The 22,073-nt window shown below is 66.9% G+C and carries 20 protein-coding genes and 3 tRNA genes; 9 read left to right on the top strand and 14 right to left on the bottom strand.

What is annotated here, in order from left to right; translation table 11 throughout:
* Positions 1 to 32 precede the first annotated feature (32 nt).
* The 5 genes from speB to ACOGI4_RS09290 all read left to right on the top strand — a co-directional run bounded on the left by speB (position 33) and on the right by ACOGI4_RS09290 (position 5,157).
* A complete protein-coding gene (speB, locus tag ACOGI4_RS09310; RefSeq protein ID WP_419843125.1) occupies positions 33 to 941 on the top strand; it encodes an agmatinase in 909 nt (302 codons plus the stop codon).
* Positions 938 to 2,068, top strand: coding sequence for an ABC transporter ATP-binding protein (locus ACOGI4_RS09305; RefSeq protein ID WP_419841392.1), 1,131 nt, complete (start codon positions 938 to 940; stop codon positions 2,066 to 2,068). The genes speB and ACOGI4_RS09305 overlap by 4 nt, the downstream gene beginning before the upstream one ends.
* Positions 2,068 to 3,015: an ABC transporter permease gene (locus ACOGI4_RS09300; RefSeq protein ID WP_419841391.1), complete on the top strand. Its 948-nt coding sequence runs from the start codon at positions 2,068 to 2,070 to the stop codon at positions 3,013 to 3,015. The genes ACOGI4_RS09305 and ACOGI4_RS09300 overlap by 1 nt, the downstream gene beginning before the upstream one ends.
* A gap of 13 nt (positions 3,016 to 3,028) precedes the next feature.
* Positions 3,029 to 3,865 (top strand): ABC transporter permease, encoded by an 837-nt coding sequence (locus tag ACOGI4_RS09295; RefSeq protein ID WP_419841390.1) that lies wholly within the window; start codon positions 3,029 to 3,031, stop codon positions 3,863 to 3,865.
* Positions 3,866 to 4,017: 152 nt separating this feature from the next.
* Positions 4,018 to 5,157: an ABC transporter substrate-binding protein gene (locus tag ACOGI4_RS09290; RefSeq protein WP_419841389.1), complete on the top strand. Its 1,140-nt coding sequence runs from the start codon at positions 4,018 to 4,020 to the stop codon at positions 5,155 to 5,157.
* A 72-nt stretch (positions 5,158 to 5,229) separates the two neighbouring features.
* Here the strand turns inward: ACOGI4_RS09290 and ACOGI4_RS09285 are convergent, their stop codons facing one another.
* From ACOGI4_RS09285 to ACOGI4_RS09275, 3 genes are all read right to left on the bottom strand, one after another.
* The gene (locus tag ACOGI4_RS09285) at positions 5,230 to 6,468 is read right to left on the bottom strand and encodes an acyl-CoA dehydrogenase family protein (protein ID WP_419841388.1); all 1,239 of its coding nucleotides are present in this window, start codon (positions 6,466 to 6,468) and stop codon (positions 5,230 to 5,232) included.
* A gap of 13 nt (positions 6,469 to 6,481) precedes the next feature.
* Positions 6,482 to 6,706 (bottom strand): translation initiation factor IF-1, encoded by a 225-nt coding sequence (infA, locus tag ACOGI4_RS09280; protein WP_419841387.1) that lies wholly within the window; start codon positions 6,704 to 6,706, stop codon positions 6,482 to 6,484.
* A gap of 180 nt (positions 6,707 to 6,886) precedes the next feature.
* Positions 6,887 to 7,432, bottom strand: a complete 546-nt coding sequence (locus tag ACOGI4_RS09275; protein WP_419841386.1) for a flavin reductase family protein — start codon at positions 7,430 to 7,432, stop codon at positions 6,887 to 6,889.
* A 140-nt stretch (positions 7,433 to 7,572) separates the two neighbouring features.
* On the opposite strand from ACOGI4_RS09275, the gene ltaE reads away from it, so the two are divergent.
* Positions 7,573 to 8,577, top strand: a complete 1,005-nt coding sequence (ltaE, locus tag ACOGI4_RS09270; protein ID WP_419841385.1) for a low-specificity L-threonine aldolase — start codon at positions 7,573 to 7,575, stop codon at positions 8,575 to 8,577.
* On the opposite strand, the gene ACOGI4_RS09265 is transcribed toward ltaE, so the two are convergent.
* From ACOGI4_RS09265 to ACOGI4_RS09250, 4 genes are all read right to left on the bottom strand, one after another.
* Positions 8,574 to 8,912, bottom strand: a complete 339-nt coding sequence (locus tag ACOGI4_RS09265; protein WP_419841384.1) for a hypothetical protein — start codon at positions 8,910 to 8,912, stop codon at positions 8,574 to 8,576. The genes ltaE and ACOGI4_RS09265 overlap by 4 nt on opposite strands.
* Before the next feature lie 18 nt (positions 8,913 to 8,930).
* Entirely contained in the window at positions 8,931 to 9,059 is a 129-nt protein-coding gene (locus ACOGI4_RS09260) for a hypothetical protein (RefSeq protein WP_419841383.1), read from the bottom strand.
* Between the two features lie 35 nt (positions 9,060 to 9,094).
* Positions 9,095 to 9,168 (bottom strand) — tRNA-Val (locus ACOGI4_RS09255).
* Positions 9,169 to 9,188: 20 nt separating this feature from the next.
* Entirely contained in the window at positions 9,189 to 9,953 is a 765-nt protein-coding gene (locus ACOGI4_RS09250; protein ID WP_419841382.1) for an inositol monophosphatase family protein, read from the bottom strand.
* 158 nt (positions 9,954 to 10,111) lie between these two features.
* On the opposite strand from ACOGI4_RS09250, the gene ACOGI4_RS09245 reads away from it, so the two are divergent.
* Complete coding sequence (locus tag ACOGI4_RS09245; protein ID WP_419841381.1) at positions 10,112 to 10,681, top strand: hypothetical protein; 570 nt, start codon at positions 10,112 to 10,114, stop codon at positions 10,679 to 10,681.
* Between the two features lie 39 nt (positions 10,682 to 10,720).
* Here the strand turns inward: ACOGI4_RS09245 and ACOGI4_RS09240 are convergent, their stop codons facing one another.
* From ACOGI4_RS09240 to ACOGI4_RS09220, 5 genes are read right to left on the bottom strand one after another with little or no spacing between them, the layout of a single operon-like run.
* Positions 10,721 to 11,905, bottom strand: a complete 1,185-nt coding sequence (locus ACOGI4_RS09240) for an ABC transporter ATP-binding protein (RefSeq protein ID WP_419841380.1) — start codon at positions 11,903 to 11,905, stop codon at positions 10,721 to 10,723.
* A complete protein-coding gene (locus tag ACOGI4_RS09235; RefSeq protein WP_419841379.1) occupies positions 11,902 to 13,614 on the bottom strand; it encodes an oligopeptide/dipeptide ABC transporter ATP-binding protein in 1,713 nt (570 codons plus the stop codon). Before ACOGI4_RS09235 ends, ACOGI4_RS09240 begins: the two co-directional genes overlap by 4 nt.
* A 30-nt stretch (positions 13,615 to 13,644) precedes the next feature.
* Complete coding sequence (locus tag ACOGI4_RS09230) at positions 13,645 to 14,475, bottom strand: ABC transporter permease (RefSeq protein ID WP_419841378.1); 831 nt, start codon at positions 14,473 to 14,475, stop codon at positions 13,645 to 13,647.
* Positions 14,468 to 15,616 carry an ABC transporter permease gene (locus ACOGI4_RS09225; protein ID WP_419841377.1) on the bottom strand — a complete coding sequence of 383 codons (1,149 nt, stop codon included), beginning with the start codon at positions 15,614 to 15,616 and terminating at the stop codon, positions 14,468 to 14,470. The genes ACOGI4_RS09230 and ACOGI4_RS09225 overlap by 8 nt, the downstream gene beginning before the upstream one ends.
* Before the next feature lie 29 nt (positions 15,617 to 15,645).
* Complete coding sequence (locus ACOGI4_RS09220) at positions 15,646 to 17,691, bottom strand: ABC transporter substrate-binding protein (protein WP_419841376.1); 2,046 nt, start codon at positions 17,689 to 17,691, stop codon at positions 15,646 to 15,648.
* 131 nt (positions 17,692 to 17,822) lie between these two features.
* On the opposite strand from ACOGI4_RS09220, the gene ACOGI4_RS09215 reads away from it, so the two are divergent.
* Positions 17,823 to 17,895 (top strand) — tRNA-Ile (locus ACOGI4_RS09215).
* A 109-nt stretch (positions 17,896 to 18,004) separates the two neighbouring features.
* Positions 18,005 to 18,077 (top strand) — tRNA-Asn (locus ACOGI4_RS09210).
* 45 nt (positions 18,078 to 18,122) lie between these two features.
* On the opposite strand, the gene dnaG is transcribed toward ACOGI4_RS09210, so the two are convergent.
* The gene (dnaG, locus tag ACOGI4_RS09205; RefSeq protein WP_419841375.1) at positions 18,123 to 20,447 is read right to left on the bottom strand and encodes a DNA primase; all 2,325 of its coding nucleotides are present in this window, start codon (positions 20,445 to 20,447) and stop codon (positions 18,123 to 18,125) included.
* A 65-nt stretch (positions 20,448 to 20,512) separates the two neighbouring features.
* Positions 20,513 to 22,066 (bottom strand): putative PEP-binding protein, encoded by a 1,554-nt coding sequence (locus ACOGI4_RS09200; RefSeq protein ID WP_419841374.1) that lies wholly within the window; start codon positions 22,064 to 22,066, stop codon positions 20,513 to 20,515.
* Positions 22,067 to 22,073 lie beyond the last annotated feature (7 nt).

The raw sequence follows: 22,073 nt of genomic DNA, 5'->3' as shown, positions 1-22,073 counted from the left end.
GCGCCTCGCAGCTGACCGGGCGTGCGCCCGAGATGACCTACGGCGGAACGCTGTCGTTCCTGCGTCGCCGCTACACCCGAGACATCGCCGATGCCGACATCGTGGTTTCGGGCATCCCTTTCGACATGGCCACGTCCAATCGTCCCGGCGCGCGCCTAGGACCTCGTGCCATCCGGGCAGCTTCGACAGGTCTGGCCGAGCTGGACGCCTACCCGTTTGGCTTCGACCCGTTCGAGCATCTCGCCGTCGCCGACTACGGAGACTGCTTCATCGACTACGGCCACCCAGCCGAAGCCGTAGGGCGGATCGAGGCCCACTGCGCGGCGCTCCTCGACCACGGTGTACTCACGGTGACCTTCGGCGGCGACCACTTCGTCACCTACCCGATGCTGCGGGCGCACGCAGCACGGTACGGGCCGTTGTCGCTCATCCACTTCGACGCACATCCCGACACCTGGCCTGACGAGGACGGCCGGCTCGACCACGGCTCGATGTTCCTGCGGGCACTGCGGGAGGGCATCATCGATCCTCACGCGTCGGTGCAGATCGGCATTCGGACGCACAATGAACAGGACTTCGGCTTCGCGGTGCTCGGCGCGCCGTGGGTACACCGCAACGGCCCCGCCGCCGTGCTCGAGGTCGTGCGAGAGCGGGTAGGAGACCGCCGTGCGTACCTCACCTTCGACATCGACTGCTTGGACCCTGCCTTTGCACCAGGCACCGGCACGCCCGTAGCAGGCGGGCTGACCACGGCCCAAGCGCTGGAGATCGTGCGCGGGCTCGCGTCGGTTGAGGTCGTCGGGATGGACGTGGTGGAGGTGGCGCCCGCCTACGACGTGTCAGAGATCACCGCACTCGCTGCAGCCACCATCGCCCACGACTTCATCTGCACCCGAGCAGTGCGCGCCGGCGTGCCGGTCACGCCGCTGGGACGCACGTGAGCGACAGCACCGCGGCGAGAGTCAGCGCCGCCGGCGCGCCGGCTGTGGAACTGCGCGGCATCGCCAAGCGCTTCGGGGACGTCACGGCCGTGGACGGCATCAACCTGCGCATCGGCGACGGCGAGTTCTTCGCGCTGTTGGGTCCTTCCGGGTGCGGCAAGACCACGACCCTGCGGATGATTGCCGGGCTCGACATACCGACGCACGGCAGCCTGCTCATCTTCGGCGAGGAAGTCGCCGCCTGGCCGCCCGACCGCCGACCGGTGAACACCGTGTTCCAGGCATACGCCTTGTTTCCTCACATGACGGTTGCACAGAACATCTCCTTCGGGCTGTCGATGCGCGGCATCCGCGGGCGCGACGCTGAACGCCAAGTGGCCGAGGCGACGGCGCTGGTGCAGCTCGAAGGCATGGAGCACCGCCGGCCGTCGCAGCTCTCAGGCGGGCAGCAGCAGCGGGTGGCCTTGGCGCGGGCGCTGGTCAATCAGCCCAAGGTGCTCTTGCTGGACGAACCACTGGGAGCGCTGGACCTGAAGCTGCGCCATGAGATGCAAGGCGAGCTGAAGGCCTTGCAGCGTGAAGTGGGCATCACGTTCGTGTTCGTGACCCACGATCAAGAAGAGGCGCTGGCCATGAGCGACCGAGTCGGCGTCATGTCCCGAGGCAGACTGCTCCAGGTCGGGACGCCCGCGCAGGTCTACGAGCATCCCGCCAATCGCTTCGTGGCGGACTTCATCGGTCGCACCAACCTGCTCGACGGCACCACGCTGGGACCGTCGGAGATCCGCCTCCGATCAGGCGGCGTGGTGACTGCGGCGAACGACGTGGCGGCAGGCACAGCTGTAGCTCTGAGCGTGCGCCCCGAACAGATGCAGCTGCACCGCGTCGGCGACGCGCCCTGCGATGCGCCCAGCCTCGACGGCATCGTCGCCGATGCCACCTACCTCGGCCATGCCTACGTGTACACGGTGACGCTCGATCAGACAGGTCGACGCCGGCAATCCGGCGCCGAAGCAAGCCCCGAGGTCATCACCGTCCGAGCCGCAATCGGCTCGGCGGCGTTCGCCGCGGGCGAGCCGGTCTCGGTCAGCTGGCGGCCCGACACCACCACGGTCGTGACGGACTGATGCTGCGGCGGCATAGCGCGAGCCGTTCGTCGGACCGACAGGCCAAGCCCGCTGCCCCGCCGGCGGAGTCGCCCGATGAGGCAGCCATCCAGCGAAGAAGACGCCGGACTGGCACGCTCATCGCGGCGCCCGGCGCGCTGTATCTGGGGGTGTTCTTCGTTGCGCCGCTGGGGCTCATCACGGTGTACTCGTTTGCAACGCGGACGTCCACGGGCCGAACCTCGTTGAGCGGCTGGAACGTGGACGCCTACGAGCGCCTCGCCGACGACGTGATCCTGGGCGTCATCGCCCGCTCGGCGTGGCTCGCCACGCTCACCACCGCGCTCTGCTTGGTGGTGGCCTATCCGTTCGCGTACTACTTGGCCACTCGTCCGCCGCGCCTGCGCGCCAGGCTGCTGGTGCTGGTGATGATCCCCTTCTGGACCAACGGGCTGGTGCGCATCTTCGCCATCCGGTTCCTCCTCGGCTCCAACGGCCCGGCCTCGGCGCTGAGCGAGGCGATGGGATGGGGAACGTTTCGGATCCTGTTCACCCCCACGGCCGTGGTGCTGGGCATGGTGTACGGGTTCCTCACCTTCATGGTGCTGCCGCTCTACGTGGCGCTCGAACGCATGGACTGGCGTTTGGTAGAAGCCGCCCGCGACCTGTATGCCAGCGGCGCCAAGGCATTCTGGCGCGTGACCGTACCGCTCACGCGCTCGGGAATCGTGGCGGGCACGATACTGGTGTTCGTTCCGAGCTTCGGCGCCTACGTGGTGCCGGAGATTCTCGGCGGAGCAAAGACGCTGCTGCTCGGCTCCTATGTCGCCCGCCAGTTCCAAGCTGCCCGCAACTGGCCGCTGGGCGCCGCGCTCAGCGTGCTGATCATCGTGGCCATGCTCCTTGCCGTCGCGCTCAACCAGCGGCACGCCGCTCGCGCCGAGCGAACCCAAGGCTTCGCGCCGTGAGCGGCGCCTGACCGTGCAACCGGCGAACTCCCTCAGCGCCGGAAGGCTGGCGCGGTACCTGCTGAAGGCGAACGCCTGGCTGGTGTTCGCGTTCTTGTACGTGCCGATCGCTGTGCTGGTGGTGTTCTCGTTCAACGACTCAGAGCGGGTCAATGTGTGGCAGGGACTGTCGCCGCGTTGGTACGGCGAGGTCTTCGGCAACTCGCAAGTCATCAGCGCGCTGCGCGTGTCGCTCATCGTCGCGATCAGCTCGACCGTCGTGTCGACGCTGCTGGGCACGGCGGTAGCACTGGCGCTGGACCGTTACCGATTCCGGGGACGGCGAGCACTCGACGGCACCTTGTACCTGCCCATCGTCATCCCGGACATCACCATGGCCGTCATGCTGCTCGTCTTCTTCGCGGAGGCGTTCAAGCTCATCGACGCGATCGGCCCGAGGCTCACCTTGGGGATCACCACCGTGGCGCTCAGCCACATCGCCTTCAGCATTTCGTTCGTCGCCGTGGTGGTGCGCGCTCGTCTCGACCAGTTCGACCGGACGCTGGAGGAGGCAGCGCGTGATCTCTACGCATCGCCGTGGCGCACCTTCACGAGGATCACGCTGCCGCTCATTGCGCCCGGCATCGCTGCGGGCGCACTCCTGGCGCTGACGCTGTCCCTCGACGATGTCGTCATCTCAGGATTCACCGCCGGACCGGGTGCAACCACGCTGCCCGTCTACGTGTTCAGCACCATCCGTCAGGGCGTCACTCCCGAGCTGAATGCCATCTCCACGCTGATGCTGGCTGCTTCGATCACGTTGGTGATGGCGTCGCTGTCGCTGCAGCGCCGCGGCAGCACCACACGATGACGCCGGCGCCTCTGGGTCGCCGGCAACTGACATCGAGGCACGGCCCGGTCCCTTGCGCTTCTGGCTGTTCGCGTACCGGCCGCGCAGGCACTACTGTGAGCAGCGCAGAGACATTCGCTGCGCTCATTCATTGCACCCACAGGGGAGGAACCATGAACAGCCATACGAAGCTCGCGGCGCCGAAGCACCGTGTGCGTTGGCTGGCATTCGCAGCGACGGTGGCACTGCTGGTCGCCGCATGCGGCTCGGGAGGCAGCGACAACACTGCTGCCGATTGCGAGCCGGGTGAGACTGACGGCGATCTTGCGTTCTACAACTGGGCTGACTACATGGACGAGGATCTGCTTGCGGCGTTCCAAGAAGAGACCGGCATCAGCGTGGACTACACCGTCTATGACTCCAACGAGCAGATGCTCAGCCAGGTCGAGTCGGAGGCGGCCATCTACGACTTGGTCGTGCCGTCGGACTACATGGTCGCGCTGATGATCGAAGAGGACCTGCTGCTGCCGCTCAACTACGACGCGATCCCGAATTTCTCCAACGTCGGCGACGAGTGGAAGAACCCGCCGTTCGACCCCGAGCATCGGTACCACGCGGCCTACCAGTGGGGCACGACCGGTATCGGCATGACCCAGGAGATGCTCGAGACGCTGGGCGGCGAGTCGACGTGGGCGGTCATCTTCGACGCCGACACGGCGGCACAGGTTCCCGGCGGCATTTCGATGCTCGACGACGCGCCCGAAGCCGTGTCTGCCGCGCTCAAGTACTTGGGCTACAGCATCACCGAGACCATCGAGTCCGGCGACGAGGACGCAATCCGTCAGGCCGGCGAGCTGCTGAAGGCGACCCACGACCGACTGGTCAAGTACGACTCGGTGACCTACGGCGACGACCTCGTCAACGGCGAGGTGGACGTGTCGCACGGCTGGAGCGGCGGCTTCGCCCAGTCGTTCTCCGACACCGAGGCGTACGACACGCACGTGTACACGATTCCCGTCCAAGGCGGCGTCCGTTGGGTGGACACCATGGCCATCCCGCGCAATGCCGACAACGTGTGCTCCGCCCACGCGATGATCAACTTCCTGCTCGATGCCGAGAACGGTGCTGCGCTGACGAACTTCACCTACTACGGCAGCCCGAACGAGGCTGCGACGCCGTACATCTCGGAGGAGATTCTCTCCGATCCGGGCATCTACCCGCCGCCGGAGGTGTATGAGCGGCTGGAGCTGATCCCCCCGATGGGCGACCTGAGCCTGCTCGTGCAAGACATGCTGGCCGAAGCCAAGAGCTGAGCGCCAAGAGCCCCCCCAACAGGCCAGCCCAAGAAGGCCGGCACAGCGGCCGACGCCAGCGCGTCGCAGCTGTCAGTTGCGAGGGACGTCGATCCAGGGCACATCCTTGTCAAGCCGCGGCTCGCCGGGCAGCCCCAGAACCTGCTCGCCCAGAATGTTCCGCATGATCTCCGAGGTGCCGCCCTCGATGGAGTTGGCGCGCACGCGCAGGAAGCCGTGCTGGATGCCGCCGTCGGATCCGTCCACGGTCAGGTTCTCTGGACGTCGGCACGTGTAGTCGTAGCCGACGAGTCCCTCCGCGCCCATCAGGTCGACCGCGCAGGTCATCAGATCCTGGTTGAGTTCGGCTGACGCCAGCTTCGCGATCGACATCTCGGGTCCAGGGTTGCCCTTGCGTCTGTTGGCGCCTGCACGCAGGTTCGTGAGGCGCAACACCTCAGCTCGGGTCCACAGCTTCGTCAGTCGGTCCCGGGCGGCGGCGTCGCGATCGGCAGTTGCTCGCCGGCGCCACAGCTTGACCAGCACCGAGATCGGTCCAGAGGCTCGCTTGGCCTGGCCGCCACCGCCTGCCCCGATGGCGTTGCGCTCGTTCATCAGCGTGGTCAACGCCACTCGCCAGCCGTCGCCGACATCGCCGATGCGATCGGCATCGGCGATGCGCACGTCGGTCAAGTACACCTCGTTGAACTCGGCTTCGCCGGTGATCTGGCGCAGCGGTCGCACCTCCACGCCCGGCAGCTTCATGTCGAGCGCGAAATACGTGAGTCCCCGGTGCTTTGGCACGTCAGGATTGCTGCGAGTCACCAGCATCCCGTAGTCGGCCAGATGAGCCAGCGTGTTCCAGACTTTCTGGCCGTTCACCACCCACTCGTCGCCGTCTGCGACCGCCCGAGCCGCCAAGCCGGCGAAGTCGCTGCCGGCGCCTGGCTCGCTGAAGAGCTGGCACCACAGCTCCTCGCCGGTGAACATTGGCCGCAGGTAGCGCTGCCTGAGCGCTTCGTCGCCGTGGGTGTGGATGGTCGGTCCGGCGAGGTGCATGAAGAACATGATCGGCCTCATGGGCGGGGCGCCCGCCTTGCGCAGCCGTTCCTCTACTCGGCGCTGCAGTTTGGGGCTGACGCCCAGGCCTCCGTGGCCTTCGTCGAAATGCACCCACGCGAGGCCGGCGTCGAACTGCGCGGCTCGGAACTCTCCGTAGCTGCTGTGGGCGGGGTCGCACGAAGCGAGCAGTCCGTCGATTGCGGCATCGACCCGCATGATCGCAGCATCGGCAGATTCATCGACCATCGAGGCATCACGAGTGTCGGTCATCTCGGCTGCTTGGCTACTTGTAGCGGTACGTGATGCGGCCGCGGCTGAGGTCGTATGCCGAGACTTCCACTTGCACACGGTCCCCGGGAAGGATCCGGATGTGATGCTTGCGCATCTTGCCGCTCAGGTGGCCCAGCACCTCACGGCCGTTGTCGAGCTCGATGCGGAAGTGGCCTCCCTTGAGCGCTTCGACGGTCTTTCCTTCGAGCAAGATGGCGTCGTCTTTGACTTTCGGCACGTAGGATCCTCGGTAGGCGGCAGGTGCTGGTCGCCCGTTGCGACAACAGCGCAAGCAGGCAGCTCAACTCTAGCCGACGCAGGATGGGTGTTCCCGTCCGCTCGTTGGCGAACCACAGTTCTTGCGCACGGTCGTGTGCGCTCCGCCGCTGAGGCGGGCGCTAGCGAACTGAGCGGGCCTTCAGTGCCGCTTGACCCCGCCGTACTTCATGCGCGTGTGCGACATCGAGGCAATGTGTACGTCGTCATGGTTGATGCCGGCTGCTGCCAACTCGCCGATGAACAGCGTGTGCGTGCCCAAATTCATGCTTTGGCGGACCTCGCAGTCCGTCCAGGCCGCTGCGTCAGCGAACACCGGTGCGCCCGTGGCGGCCTCGTACACCCTCCAGCCATTGAGCGCGCCGCTCGTTGTGCCCTCGCTGTCGCCGGCACCGTTGCCGGCAGCCTCGTAGGTCGCCGGCTTGGAGAACTTCACGAACGGCCGCGTGTTGGCGGCATCCCACAAGTTGACGGTGAACGATCCGCCAGACTCGATGAGTCGATGGGTCACTGCGGTGTTGTCGACGCCGACACCGATCAACACCGGCGCCATGGACAACTGAGTGATCCAGCTCGTCGTCATGGCATTGCGCTCATCGCCCGCCCGCGAACCGACGAGTGCGAGCGCATTCGGAATCTTCCACGTCACTCGGTTGATGAGTTCGTCTGTCAGTGCCGGATGGCTCATGACTGCACCCTACGCACGCAGGCTGCCCGAGCGCGGGCAGGCGGCAGGTCAGGTCAGGGCATGCTCGCTGAGGCCGACATGCCAAGGGCGCCCGAGCCCGCGCCATGGCGCCGGCGCCGTCGCATGGCAGGCTGAACCTCGTGATCGACCTTCGCTCTGACACCGTGACCCGCCCGACGCCCGGCATGCGTGCCGCCATGGCATCGGCCGAGGTGGGCGACGACGTCTGGGGCGATGACCCGACCGTCAACGAGCTGGAGCACCGCGCCGCTGAACTGCTCGGCAAGCGCGCGGCGCTGTTTCTGCCGAGCGGCACGCAGTCGAATCTCTGTGGACTCTTGGCACATTGCGAGCGGGGCGATGAGTACATCGTGGGCGATCACGCCCACACCTACATGTACGAAGGCGGGGGTGCAGCCGTGCTCGGCAGCATTCAGCCGCAGCCGGTGCCGACCGACGACACCGGGATGCTGAACCTCGAAGCCGTCGATGCCGCCGTCAAGCCCGACGACGCCCACTTTGCCCGCACCCGGCTGTTGGCCTTGGAGAACACGATTGACGGCAAGGTGCTCACGCCGGCTCAGCACTCCGCAGCTCGCGAAGTCGCCGACCGGCACGGTCTGGGCATGCACCTCGACGGCGCTCGGCTGTGGAACGCGGCGGCGGCGTTGAGCATGTCGCCTGCAGCCATGGCAGAGCCCTTCGACACCGTCTCGGTGTGCCTCTCCAAGGGTTTGGGCGCTCCGGTCGGCTCGCTGCTCTGCGGCACCGAGGAACTGGTGGGGCGAGCGCGGCGGTGGCGCAAGCTCCTCGGCGGCGGAATGCGCCAGGCCGGCATCGTCGCCGCCGGCGGGCTGTACGCGCTGGCGCACCACCGTGACCGGCTCGCCGACGATCACGCCCATGCGCGGCGGCTGGCAGACGGCCTGCATGCCATCAGCGGCATCACCGTCACCGCCTGCGACACCAACATGGTTTTCGCTCGGCTCGACCGCGATGATCCGACGCTGTCCAAGCGCCTCCAAGGTCGCGGCGTGTTGGTCGACTGGCGCTTCGGTCGCTCCCGCATGGTGCTGCACCTCGACATCAGCGAAGCAGACGTGGACACCGCAGTGGAGGCCCTCGATGCCGAGCTGGCCGGCTAGCGCTGCTGCTGCAAGTTCTGGGCGAAGCGGATGCTGCGAAGCGTGTCCATGGCCGTGAAGCGGCCGATGGGCCCGGTGGAATAGCAGGCTTGGGCGACTTCGCCACCCGGTGCCAAGATGAAGCCGGTGGCGTGAAGGATGCCCCGACGGGGCTCGGTGAACGCACCGGTCATCGAGGCGATGTCGTCGGGATCGGCGCTGTGGAGCAGCTGCAGGGTACGCAGCTGCAGGCTGCCGGCCAGTTGTCGCGTCGTCTCCCGGTCGTCCACCGAGAATGCGATTGCGGTGGCATCGATCATCTTCAGCAGCGGGCCCGCCCCGTCGAAGTCAACCAACTGTTGACGGCAGTAGGGTCACCAGTGACCCCGGTAGACGAGCAGCACGCCCCAGCCGTCGCCGAATGCACCGGGCAAGTCGACGCGCTGGTCGTCGAGGTCGCGAAGCGAGAGCGCAGGGAACGCATCACCGCAGTCGAGTCTCATCGGCTCATGCACTTTCTCTTCGGTTGGGCGGCGGGTGGGCGCTGCAGGACTCGAACCTGCGACCCCCTCCTTGTAAGGGAGGTGCTCTCGCCAGCTGAGCTAAGCGCCCCCTCGGCCAAGCGTTGCAGGCTAGCTGTCGCCTAAGGCACGACGCTGTGGCTCCCCGTGTCCGAGCACGGCCGCCAAATCGGCGGAGCTTGCGGCCATAGGGCCGAGGCGCCGGCTGTGGTCGAGATGAAAGAGCTGCCGGTCGCGCGCCTCGCCGATCCATGCACCCGCCTCAGCGCAGATCAGGATTCCCGCGGCGTAGTCCCAGACGCCGTGATCGGCGTTGAGGTCCACATAGGCATCGAGTCGCCCGCATGCCACTGCGCACAGGTCCAACGCAGCCGAACCCAGAACGCGGACCTGCCAGGCCTGCAGTTGCGGCCCCGGCCTTCCCGAAACACCGACAACGGCTCGCTCACCTGTGGTTCTCTTGCTCGGACGGATCGCTGCGCCGTCACACTGCGCTCCCTCGCCGGCAACTGCAGTGAATTCCTCGCCCGTGACGAGGTGGCGAACCAGTCCGGCGACAGGCGCTGAGCCGTCCACGACGCACAGGCTGACGCAGTAGTGCGGCAGCCGACGGGAGGCGTTGGTGGAGCCGTCCACCGGATCCACGATGACGGTCTCGCCTCCCGCTCCTTCGCGCAAGCCGGACTCCTCGCTCAGCACCCCCACGCCCGCCGCGTCGAGTACCCCGAGCGCCGCCGCGTCAGCAACCTGGTCGAGCGCGTACTGGTCCGCGCGGTCGCCGCCGTCGCGCCAACGGTCGAATCCGGCGAGTGCGGCCTCAACTGCGTCGGCAGTGCGGCGCAGCATGGCCAGCCAGTCGTCGCCTGCCGGTTTCACGCGAGGCGATGTCGTGTGAGCCTCATTGCGCCACATGGTGGCATACGGCCCGGTATTTCGCGACTCGGCATATCGCCTCGAAGGCTGTCACCTCGCGGCTATAACATCCGCACACTGTTCCGGCGCAGCGTCTCCGGCGTCACGTGGGGAGCGTCCCGATGGCAGCGATCGACATCTCCGGCTACGTGGCAAGCCTGAAGGACCACGCCCATACGCACGGCTTTCACATCCACGACGAACGACAGTTCATCGAAACCTACAGCTTGCGTCAGACGTGGGAGATCGACTTGCACCCGGCCGAAGCCTGCGGGGGACCGCTCGACCTGCACCTCACGCTGGAAGCCGATCCTCGAACGATGCTGTCATTCGAGGAGGTCCTGTGGGCCACGCCCGAGGACGAGCTGCCGCCAGACGAGTTCTGGCTGCCGTTGCTGTTCACTTGGGCCATGCCGCCGCTGCATCACAGCCCCGACATGCTGGTGCTCGCTACTGACTTGGCGGGACTCGGCGGCACGACGCTGCCGGTGGAGGTGTCGGCCATCGACTCGCTCACCTCGGTCACCGACCCCGCCAAGCGAACGTTGACCATCGTGGCACGCCGGGAACTGTCGTTGCAGTCGCTGCTCAAGGGCGAGGACGACATGTGCGAGCCCTTCGACCGGTGTACCAAAATCTGCGACTACCTGTTGCACCACGCGAACGACTGGTACGACGAAGAACCTTCCTGAAGAAGCCCAAGCGGCAGCTCGGGCTGCTGCGAGCGTCGGCTACGCGGGCTGCTGCGCAGCGCTGATGACGATGCCAGATTCGCTGACACGCCCCGAAGCGATGTTTCGCTCGAGCGCTTCGTCCGCCTCGTCGCTGCCCACGGGGTAGAAGCAGCGGTACACATGCGCAGCCGCGTCGCTTGGCATGGCCTCGGCGGCTGACTCAGTGCTTGGTCGAGATTGCGCCGACGGCGAGGCCTCCATGAGCGCCGGCTCCTCGGCGTAGCACAGGTCCTGCGCGTACTTGCAGCGCGGAGCGAACTTGCAGCCCGACGACAGATCGGTCATCCGCGGCGGCTGGCCGCCGATGATCTCCAAGCGCGCGTGGCTGTCGTCGGTGACTTTGGGTATCGAGCGGAACAGCGCCTCGGTGTAGGGCATCCTCATGTCGCTGAACAGCGTCGTCGTCGGGGCGCGCTCGACAATCCTGCCCGCGTACATCACGATGACTTCGTCAGTGCGGCCGGCAACGATGCCCAGATCGTGGGTGATCAGCACGAGCGACATGTCCCGCTCGGCCCGCTGCGCCTCCAGCAAGTCCAGAATCTGTGCCTGCACCGTGACGTCCAGCGCAGTGGTCGGCTCGTCGGCGATCAGCAGGCGGGGGCTGCACGCCAGTGCGATGGCAATCACGATGCGCTGGCGCATGCCTCCCGAGAGCTGGTGTGGGTACTCGTCGATTCGGCGGTGCGGTTCGGGGATGCCCACCTCTTCGAGCAGTTCGAGCGCTGCGGCACGGGCTGCGCGCTTGGTCAGGTCGCGATGCACGCGCAGGCCCTCGCTCACCTGCTTGCCGATCTTCATCACCGGATTCAGCGATCCCAGCGGATCTTGGAAGACCATCGCCAGCTGCGGACCCCACATCTCCAGCAGTTCGCGGCGGCCAAGCGACATCATGTCGATGCCGTCGAAGCTGACAGCACCCGTCGAGGTCACTCTCGACTTGGGCAGCAGCCGCATGATGGATCGTGACATCACGGACTTGCCCGACCCGGACTCCCCCACCACCCCCAGTCGAGCACCTCGATACAGCGACCACTCGACGCCGTCGACCGCCGGCAGCGGCCCCACTGCCGTGTGGAATGTGGTGTACAGGCTCTCCACGGTGAGCAGTGCCGAATCGCGCGTACCGTCGGGGTTGGGCAGTGCATGCTGCACTGGGTCGTCCAACGAGCGGTCGGTCACGGCGCAGCCTGTGCGACCGCGGCCGGTTCGATTCGCTCGGGTGCCGGTTCGCCGAACAGCGGGGCGTGACAGGCCACGTAGCGTCCAGGCGCCACCTCGCGCATCTTCGGTTCCTCAGTTGTGCATCGCGGCACGGCGTGCGGACAGCGCGTGCGAAATCGGCAGCCGGTCGGCGGGTCCATCGGGGACGGCAGCTCGCCGCCGATTCGTGCAGTCCCCAGCTCGGCGGTCGGGTCGGGCTGCGGGATCGCCTCCAGCAGCAGCTCGGTATAGGGATGAGCCGGCTGGTCGAAGAGCGCATCGGGCTCGCTGACCTCGCAGAGCTTGCCGAGGTACATCACCGCCACCCGGTCGCTCACGTTCTTGACCACTGCCAAGTCATGCGCGATGAACACCATCGTCAGGCCCATGCGCCGCTTGAGATCCCCGAGCAGATTGAGGATCTGCGCCTGCACGGAGACGTCCAGCGAGGAGACCGGCTCGTCGCAGATGAGGATCTGCGGCACGCTGACCAGTGCGCGTGCGATAGAGAGCCGTTGTGCCTGACCTCCGGAGAATTCCCACGGCCGGCGGTCCATGGCGTCGTCGGGGTCGATGCCGACGTAGGTGAGCACCTCCCGGACGCGGGGTTCTGCCCGATCGCGTTCGGCTTGACGGTTGACCCGGTAGCACCGCAGCACCCACCGCCCCAGCAGCGCGTCGACCGCAATCGAAGCGACAAGCACCCACAACTTCGCGCCCCCGTCCAAGCCGGCGACGTAGAAGACCTGGAGCACCACCATGGCGCTGATGGTCGTGGCGATCCCGCCCGCACCTGCCCGCTCCGGCTTGTCGAGGGACGCCGCGAGCCACAGCACCGACGCAGCCGTGAGCAGCACCAGCGCACCGGAGTTCAGCCACTGCGCCCATCCGCCGAAGCTGGACCACGTCCGCACCGTCAAGAACCCGCACGCGCCTGCGGTGAGCAGCACGCCCGCAATGCCCACCGCGCCGGACACGTCGCCGAACTCACGCGACATCAACCCGAAGGGCAGCATCAGCGCGAGCAGCACCCAGACCAAGCCCAGCGCCAATCCGATTGCGGCTGCTGCGAGCGCGATGGCCAACGCGGGGAACCCGATGACAGCGGCGGGCGCCTGGGTCCAGCCCAGCCACGGCTCAGCCGCACGATCCTCGACCGCCTCAGACACGATCCACAGCACGAAGGCCACCGAAGCCAGCAAGCCCACGACGCGCAGAGGGCGAGCTGCGCGCCGAAACAGGTCGTGCATCAGCGCACCGATTCGTTCCTGCCACACCGCCACCGCAGAGCGACGCGCTTGGTTCTCCTCGGCGATCAGCAAGGGCTCAGCCACAATGTCGCGCACGCGGCGCCTGGGGTTGAGCGACGAGATCGGGTCCTGGTAGATCATCTGCAGCTTCGGGCGCACGGCGCGCATGGCGTCGTCGTCCAGCTCGGTCAGCTCTCGGCCGTCGACCCGCACCGATCCCGCATTCGGTCGCGGCAGCTGCAGGATCGCCCGGCCTGTCGTGCTCTTGCCGCAGCCGGACTCGCCGACGAGTCCAAGCGTCTCGCCTTGGGTCAAGTCGAGCGACAAGCCGGACACCGCATGCACCGTCCGCCCTCCGGCTGCTGGGAACTCCACCGTCAGGTCCCTTGCAGTCAGCAGCGCCTCCGAACGCAGGTGCGCGTCGCCGCTGCCGGCCACTAGCGGACTTCCTTCACGACCGGCCGGCTCTCACAGCACCGCCTGCCGAGGCTCGAAGTGCTGCTGCAGCTTGTCGCCCACGAAATTCAGCGCCAGCACCGTCACGAACATGACGACAGCCGGCATCAAGCTGATGTGAGCAGCCACGTCGAGATTGGTGCGGCCCTTGTTGATCATGTCACCCCAAGTGGGTGTGGGCGGCGGAACGCTGAGGCCCAAAAACGCCACCGAACCTTCCACCACGATCAAGCCGGCCATGATGATCAGCGCATAGCTGATCAGCGACGGTGCGACATTGGGGAGCACCTCGCGAAAGAGCACCCGGCCGTCACGCGCCCCGAGGGTGCGCGCCGCGAGCACGAAGTCCTGATGAGCGATCGACAAGGTGGCGGCACGCACTACACGAGCAATGGGCGCGATCGACAGCAGCACGAACGTGAAGATCAAGATGAAGATGCGCCGCTGCGCCTCCGAATCCAAGAACAGCACCAGTGCCAAGAACAGGATCAGCGGCGGAATCACGAGCGACGCATTCAGCGTGGCGGTGAGCCATCGGTCTGCACGGCCGCGGTAGTAGCCCGAGACCATGCCCAGCAGGCCGCCGATCACCAGCGCCAGCACGGTGCCCACCGTCGAGATCACCAGGCTCACTTGCGCGCCGTAGATGACCCGGCTGAACACGTCCCGACCGACGCCGTCATTGCCGAACCAGTGTGTGAGGCTCGGACCCTGCTTCGATGTTCCCGAGAACGTGGCCGAAGGGTCCTTGAGCGGCAAGAGGTCAGCAAAGACTGCTGCGAAGGCGAGCACGGAGAGATAGATCACCGCAATCCAGAAGAAGATGCCCAGCCGTTTAGGCACGACGTGCTGCTTCTGCGCCGCGCAGCCGCGGGTCGAGCGCCAAGTACAAGAAGTCGGACATGGTGAGCACCACGATGTACAGCGTGGAGATCACCAGCACGCCGCCTTGGACCGCGATGAAGTCGCGCTGCGTGACGCCCAGAAAGATGTACGCGCCCACGCCGGGAATAGTGAAGATGAACTCGATGATCAGCGCTCCGCCGATGAGCAGGCCCACGGTCAGGCCCACCACGGTCAGCAGCGTGAAGCTGGACGGCCGCAGCGCGTGCCGCCACAGGATGCGACGCGTCGGCAATCCCTTGCTGCGCGCCAAATCGATGAACGGCAAGCGCAGTGTGGCAATCATGTCGGAGCGCAGCAAGCGCATGAACACCGCTGCCTGGCCCATGGCCAGCGACAGCGACGGCAGCGCCATGTGCTTGAAGTGCAGCACGACGTTCTCGCCGAAGGGTATGTAGCGGGCGGCCGGCAAGGCCCGGAATCCGATCTCGTTGCCTGCCACGCTGAGTCCGCCGATGGCCAAGAACAGCACCAGCATCACCGCGAGCACGTAGTTGGGCGTCGCCAAGAAGCCCAGCATCACGTTGTTCACGCTGCGGTCGGTCGTGGTGCCCTGCCGGTAGCCGGCCCAGATGCCCAACGGAACCGCCGTCGCCAGCGCTATGGCGACCGAATAGGCCATCAGCTGCAAGGTCGGCGTGAGCGAGCGTGAGATGCCGTCCGCGATGTCCTCGCGCAGCACAATCGAGCTGCCGAGGTCCCCGGTCAACAGCCCGCCCAGCCAGTTGCCGTAGCGACTGAAGAACGGCTCGTCCAAGCCGAGTTCTGTGCGCACGATCGCCACCTGATCCGCAGTGGCGGCAGGACCCAAGATGTTGATGGCAGGATCGCCGGGCAAGCTCGCCATCAGCGCGAACACCACGAACGACACGCCCACCAGCACGGGGACCACACTGGCGATTCGCCGCAACGCGAAGTCTCGATCGGCGACGACCGCGCCCGCGGTGCCGATCACGATCAGCACCGCGAACGTCCAGCTGAACGGCGGCCGCCAGAACCAGGCCCAAGTCACGGTCAGCGCGAGCGCAGCCAGAATGATGCGACCTAGTTGGTCGCGGACGGCTTGGCGCGCGCCGACCAACGACGACTCCTGCGATCTGCCGGGCGCGCTCAGCCTTGGCAGTTCCCGTCAGTGCACCAGATCTGCGACAGGTGATGCTTGCCCGAGATCACCGCGAACGCGTCCTCGTCGTTGTCAGGAATCGGCAGATTGGTGATGTTCTGCACTCGCGGGTTGGCGATGATGCCCCACAGCGTCCAGTAGGTCCAGAGATTCCAGACGTTCTTGCCGAACGCCCGGTTGACAGCCTCCGCGGCGGCCTTGCGGGCCTGGGGATCCGGGACGTGCCGGATCACATTGAGCGCATCGGCAATCTCAGGATCCATGAAGCGCCCGAAGTTGAGCGCCAGCTCCGGCACCTGCGGGTTCACGGGGCTAGCCGTGAAGGGGCTCCACCAGTACCACTGTTCGGACGGGTCGACGCCTCCGTGGTTGCGCCACCCCTGCATCTGGAACACACCGGCCAGTGCAAGGTTGATGTACTGGCCCTGCTCGATCGGCGCGATCGACACTGCCAGCTCCTCGCCGAACACCTCCTTCCACATCGACACGATCAGCTCGTTGGACTCGACGTTGAAGGCGTCATTGGTGGTGTTGAATGCGAAGGTCACCGGGTTCTGGCCGCTGTCGGCTTTGCACTGCTCGAATTCGGCGCGCGCCGCGTCTACGTCGTAGGCCGGGTAGCCGGAGTCCTCCAGGTAGCCCATGCTGCCGGGCGGGAACGGTCCGTTCGCGACCGTCACCAAGCCTTGGTGCCGCTCCTGCGCGAAGCGTTCCCCGTCGAATGCATGGGCCAGTGACTTGCGGCAGCTCAGATGCACCAGCGGATTAGCGGCGTTGAGGTCCAGCGGATCCATCGGGATCGGCTCAGCGGCGCCTCGCACCACCTGCAGCCATGGATTCGCGCCAGTAGCCACGTTGATGAGGTTGTGGCTGGTTTCGCCGTAGTCGTTGGCCTGCAGCAGCACGAAATCGTCGTCACCGATGTACTTGGCGATCTCGTCGGCGTTGGCGGTATGGATGATGTCGAACTGGCCGGCCTTGAGGCCGTTCGACCGGCCCTGGATGTCCACCGCCACCACGAATTCGATCTCGTCCAAGTACGGCAGATTCTCACTGGTAATGCCGTTCTCGCCTCTCCAGTAGTCAGGGTTGCGCTCCGCGATGAAGCTGTTGCCGGGGCCCGGCGTGTAGCTCACGAACCTGAATGCACCCAGCCCGACCGGCTTGGAAGGATCGCCGTCGGCGTTGGTCAGCGCTGCTTCCTTCATCTCCTCAGTCAGCGGCGATGTGGACGACACGTACAGCGGATTGTTCGGCAGCGTCTCCATCCATGCCTTGGAGAACATCTGACCGCAAACTTCCGCGCGGCCTGCCGGGGCGAGACCGGTCGCCAGCGGCTGGCCCGGGCTGGCCGTGACGGTCACCGTCTGGCCCTCCCCCACGACGCTGTCGATGCCGAGCAGTGCCGGGCCGGTGAGCTGGCTCACACGGCACAGGTTGATGTTGTAGGCAACGGCCTCGCCGTCGAGCGGTGAGCCGTCGTGGAACGTGATGCCGTCGCGGATCGTGAGGGTCCATTCCATGTAGTCCTCGCTATGCGCCTCCGACTCCACCAGGTAGGGCACGATTTCGCCGTCGGTATCGGTGATGTACAGCGAGTCGGTGATAGCCCGGAAGACCATCCGGCAGCTGATCGCGCACGACGAGGCGTAGTGGACGAACGGATTGGCAGTGTCCGCTTCGATGCCGTAGACCAGCTTGCCGCCGTGGACCGGGCCGGTCTCGACCTCCCGGGTGTCCGTGCCAGTGGCCTCCCCAGCTTCGCGGTCGCGGGCGACCTGTTCCTGCGCTTCGGGCACGGTGGTCACCGATGCGGGCTGCGACGCTTCGGTGGTGGCGGGCGCCGGCGTCTCGGAGTCGGCGGCGTCGCTGTCGTCGGTGCCGCCGCAGGCAGCGGCGATCAAGGCAAATGCGCAGAGCACAACGGCCAGGCGGCGCCCGGTCCGATGCGACCAGTCGCGGTGACCGCGACAGGCCATGGAAGGTCTCGAGTCGTCTCCGGTGTCGACTCTGTGCGCATCGGATCTCTGCATGGTGGTACTCCCCCTCGAACGCCGCGTCGGCGCAATCTGCGCAACCTACTAGACCCACGCACGTCTGTTGGCCATTCTCGGCATGACCGTCCACGCACGCCGTGGGCGGCCGCTGCGGGTACGGTGCGGCCGGGCCGGTAGCTCAGTGGTCAGAGCAGGCGACTCATAATCGCTGGGTCGTGGGTTCGATCCCCACCCGGCCCACGGACCTATCCGTCAGTACAGGTCGGCCCATGCAGGTCGTCGTGCCGCAGCGCCGGTATCGTTCCTCGTCGCGTCCGGGCACGTTCGACGGTTCGACTGCTCGTCCCGGTCCGGGGTAGCTCAGTTGGCAGAGCAGCGGACTGTTAATCCGTTTGTCGTGGGTTCGAGCCCCACCCCCGGAGCACTCCGCTGCGGTCGGCGCTGCCATCCGACCGCCTTGCTCGCCGCTAGCTCGGCTCAAGGGCAGGTGGATTGCGGTCGGCAAGCAGCGGCTGTTCATCGGCGTCCGCCGCTGGGATGCCCGCGACAGCGGCGTCAGATTGCCCAGCCTGCTCAGACTGCGATGCTTCCTGCGGTGCCGTAGCTTCGACTGCGCACAGCCGGTCCCTCAGCTCCTGCACCGCGGCGATTCGACGATCAAGGTCAAGCAGTTCGGTTTCGCGTGCGCCGAGCCAACGCAACCGCTCGTGGCGTTCCTTCAGGCTGTCGTCGGCACTCAGGCCCGAGTCGAGTTCCAACCACGTCACGTCCTCGCCTGCGCTCACACGGTCCTTGGTCTCGCGCACGAAACGCAGCATGGCCATCGCCACGCGGTCGTTGGATTCTTCGGCGCTCATGTCGGCCCCGGCGGCGGCTGCGACCGCCAGCATCGCTGCGGCGGGATCGCCGCCGGCCATGTCCTCCTCAGACGATTCCGAGCCAGCCTGCTGCGTCGGTCCCGGAGCGCCGGCGGCTGCGGCACGTCGGCGCCAATGGGGGTCGGCGCGCATCTGTGCGAACGCCCGGCGCGCCTCGGGCGTGGCGTACAGCGCAGGCACGATCAGCTCGACTGCGCGGCCCTCGGCGCACGCCGCGGCCAGCAACTCCGCATCCCGCTCAGCCTGTCGACGAGCGTCGTCTCTGCGCCGACCTGCTGCGCGTCGTCGCATGGCGCCGGCAACAGGCGCCGCAGCACTGCGGTCGTCCTCGTGGAACATGCCCTCGTCGCCCGGCAGCCAGCCGTCCCCGGCGTAGGCGTCGTCTCGGTAGTCGTCGAACGGGCCGTCGTCGCTGTACATCTCATCTTGGGGGTAGGCGTCCTCGGGATAACCGGCGTCATCGGTCCCATAGCTTCGGGCCGAGGACCGTCGGTGCTGGGCGGCGGCGCGTTGGTCCAGCCGCTGCCGAGCGGCGTCAACGCGATCTCGGAACGGCCCGACATCCATGGGGATGCGGCCTGCGATCGGTGCCAGATCGTCGTCGAGCAAGACGTCCGGCGGGTACATCGCCAGCACTTCGGCTGCCTGCTCTGCTGCGTGGTCGCGACCGGCAGGACTGTCCAGCTCAGCTCGCTCGAGAAGGCGCTCGGCCCGAAAGGCGTACAGCGGCTGGGCGTCGTCCAATGCCTTGCGCAGCGCCGGCGGGTCCGTCGCTGCCAGGTCGCCAGGGTCCGCACCAGGCGGCAGCCTCGCTACCGACACGCTGAGCCCGTAGGTGCGCTCCCACTGGTGTACTCGCTCGGTTGCCGTTCGGCCTGCTGCGTCTGCATCGAATGCCAGCACGATGTGCTTGGCCGTACGCGACAGCAGTTCGGCATGCTGCGCCGTGAACGCCGTGCCGCAGGTGGCCACCGCCTCGGAGATGCCGACCAGGTCGCATCCGATGACATCGGTGTAGCCCTCGCAGACCACCATCCGCTCGGCGGTACGGCCAGCCTGCTTGGCCGCGTGCAGGCCGTAGAGCACGCTGCTCTTGTCGTAGACCGCGGTACCGACCGTGTTCTTGTACTTCGGACCCGGCAGCGCCGGCTCGTCTGGTCGTGGCAGCGTGCGTCCCGCGAAGCTGACGACTCGACCGCCGGCATCGCAGATCGGGAACATGATGCGATCCCGAAAGAAATCCGACGCGGCGACCGTCTCGCCGGCCCGCCCAGTGCCCTGCTGCCCAGTGCCCTGCTGGCCGAGGTCAGTTTGCTCAGTGCCAGTCGCATCGGCGGTGCTCCTGGCGCCTCTGCCGCCTTGCACGTAGGCCAGTCCCGCCGCAGCCAGCTGGTCTGCCGATGCACCGAGGTGCGCGCACAGCGCATCCCACAGCGCTGGCGCGTAGCCGAGGCGCCACTTGGTCACGACATGGCGGTCGTAACCCCGACTGCGCAGGTACGCCCTCGCCTTGCTCGCTTCGGCACCGCTCATCAACAGCTCGTGGTAGAAGCGGGCGGCGCGTTCGAGCAGGTCCAGCAGCTCCCTGCGCCGCCGGTTGGCGCGTTGCACGCCGGGTGAGTCGTAGGTCAAGGCGATGCTCGCCGCTGCGGCCAGCTGTTCGACGGCGTCCACGAAGTCCAGCTGTTCGGTCTCGCGCACGAAGGTGATCGCATCGCCGGAGGCTTTGCAGCCGAAGCAGTAGTAGAAGCCGTCGGCGGCGCTGACGCTGAAAGACGGCGTCTTCTCGGTGTGGAAGGGGCACAGCCCGACATGGCGGCTGCCCACCCGCCTGAGGCTGACCCGGCGGCCGATGAGCGCTACCAGATCCGTCGCCTCGCGTACGCGCTGCACGTCGGAGTCGCGAATGCTCATCTTCAGTCCGACGCTAATGAGCTTGCAGGGGCGCCGTCACGCCGTCCTCGTGCGATCCGTCGCGATCAGGACGGAATCGGTCCGGGCGCGCCCTGTTCGGTCGCCGCCGCAAGCAACGACTGCGCAGCGGCGAGACGGGCGATCGGCACCCGATACGGGGAGCAGGACACGTAGTCCAAGCCGGCTTGGATCGCGAAGCGGATGCTGGTCGGATCGCCGCCGTGCTCCCCGCAGATTCCGGCCCGCAGCTCGGGATTGATGCCCCGGCCCCGTGCCAGCGCACTGCTGACGAGCTCGCCCACACCGGCACGGTCGAGCGAGACGAAGGGATCGGCATCGAGCAGCCCGTCTTCGAGGTAGGGCGCAATGACCCGCGTCGCCGTGTCGTCCCGGCTGAAACCGAACACCATCTGGGTGAGGTCGTTGGTCCCGAAGCTCGCGAACGACACACCAGCCGCCAACTGGTCTGCGATGAGGCACGCACGCGGGGTCTCGATCATGGTTCCGATCGGCGGTACCGGCCCGCGCTGGGCATGCTCCCAAGCCGTACGCACGGCACCGACGGCGGCGCTCAGCTCGCCGGCTGTGGCAACGAGCGGCACCATGATCTCGACGCGGGCAGTGCCGCCGGCAGCACGCCAGTCGCCCACGGCGCCGGCGAGCGCCTGCACTTGAGCTGCGTACAGATCGGGGCGCAGCAAGCCGAGTCGCACGCCGCGCACGCCGAGCATCGGATTGTGCTCCTCCCATTGAGATGCCGATTCGGGGTCGGCGCCGGCGAGGAACTCGTGCATCGGCGCATCGAGCAGTCGGACCGTGACGGGCAAGCCGTCCATGACCACGAGCAGCTCATGGAAATCTGCCCGCTGAGCAGCCACGAGATCGTCGAGATGCTCGTCGTGCCCGCTCAAGATGACATGTTGCACGATCTCCAGACGATCCGGGCTCAAGAACATGTGCTCCGTTCGACACAGCCCGATGCCTTGGGCCCCCAGCGTGCGTGCCGTCGCCGCGTCCAGTGCGCTGTCCGCGTTTGCGAACACCGCCAGGCGCCCGCGTGCGAGGCGATCGGCCCATGAGAGCACGTCGGTCATCTCTGCCGGCAAGCCGAAGTCCGGATCGGTGCCGGCAGTTGCCGAGCCGGCGATGTCTCGTTCACCCAGCGTCACCTCGCCGGTGGATCCGTCGATGGAGATCGGCACGCCGTTCGCGATGCGCCGGTCGCCGACCGCGAAGCCGTCGTGGTGAAAAGTGATCTCGCGAGCGTCGCACACCGCAGGAATGCCCCAGCCGCGCGCCACCACAGCCGCATGGCTCGCCAGTCCGCCGCGAGCTGTCAAGATGCCCGCCGACAATCCCATGGCTGCCACGTCGGCGGGGGTCGTCTCGGTGGCGACCAAGATGACGGTGTTGCCCGCCGATGCGAGGTCCAGCGCAGCCTGCGATCCGACGGCGGCAAGTCCTGAGGCAGCCCCGGGGGACGCGGCCAGCCCGCAGGTCAGCAAGATGCCGGCCTCGCAGGCGAACCCGGGATGCAGTGCGCCAGTCAGCTCCTCGACACTGAGCTCGGCCACGGCACGGCGCTGATGGTCGGTCAGTCCTGCCACACAGCCTGTCATCGTCGGT

It is taken from the genome of Candidatus Poriferisodalis sp. (assembly GCF_965205175.1).
Taxonomy (GTDB): domain Bacteria; phylum Actinomycetota; class Acidimicrobiia; order Acidimicrobiales; family Poriferisodalaceae; genus Poriferisodalis.
This window is presented reverse-complemented; position numbering and strand designations above follow the sequence as displayed.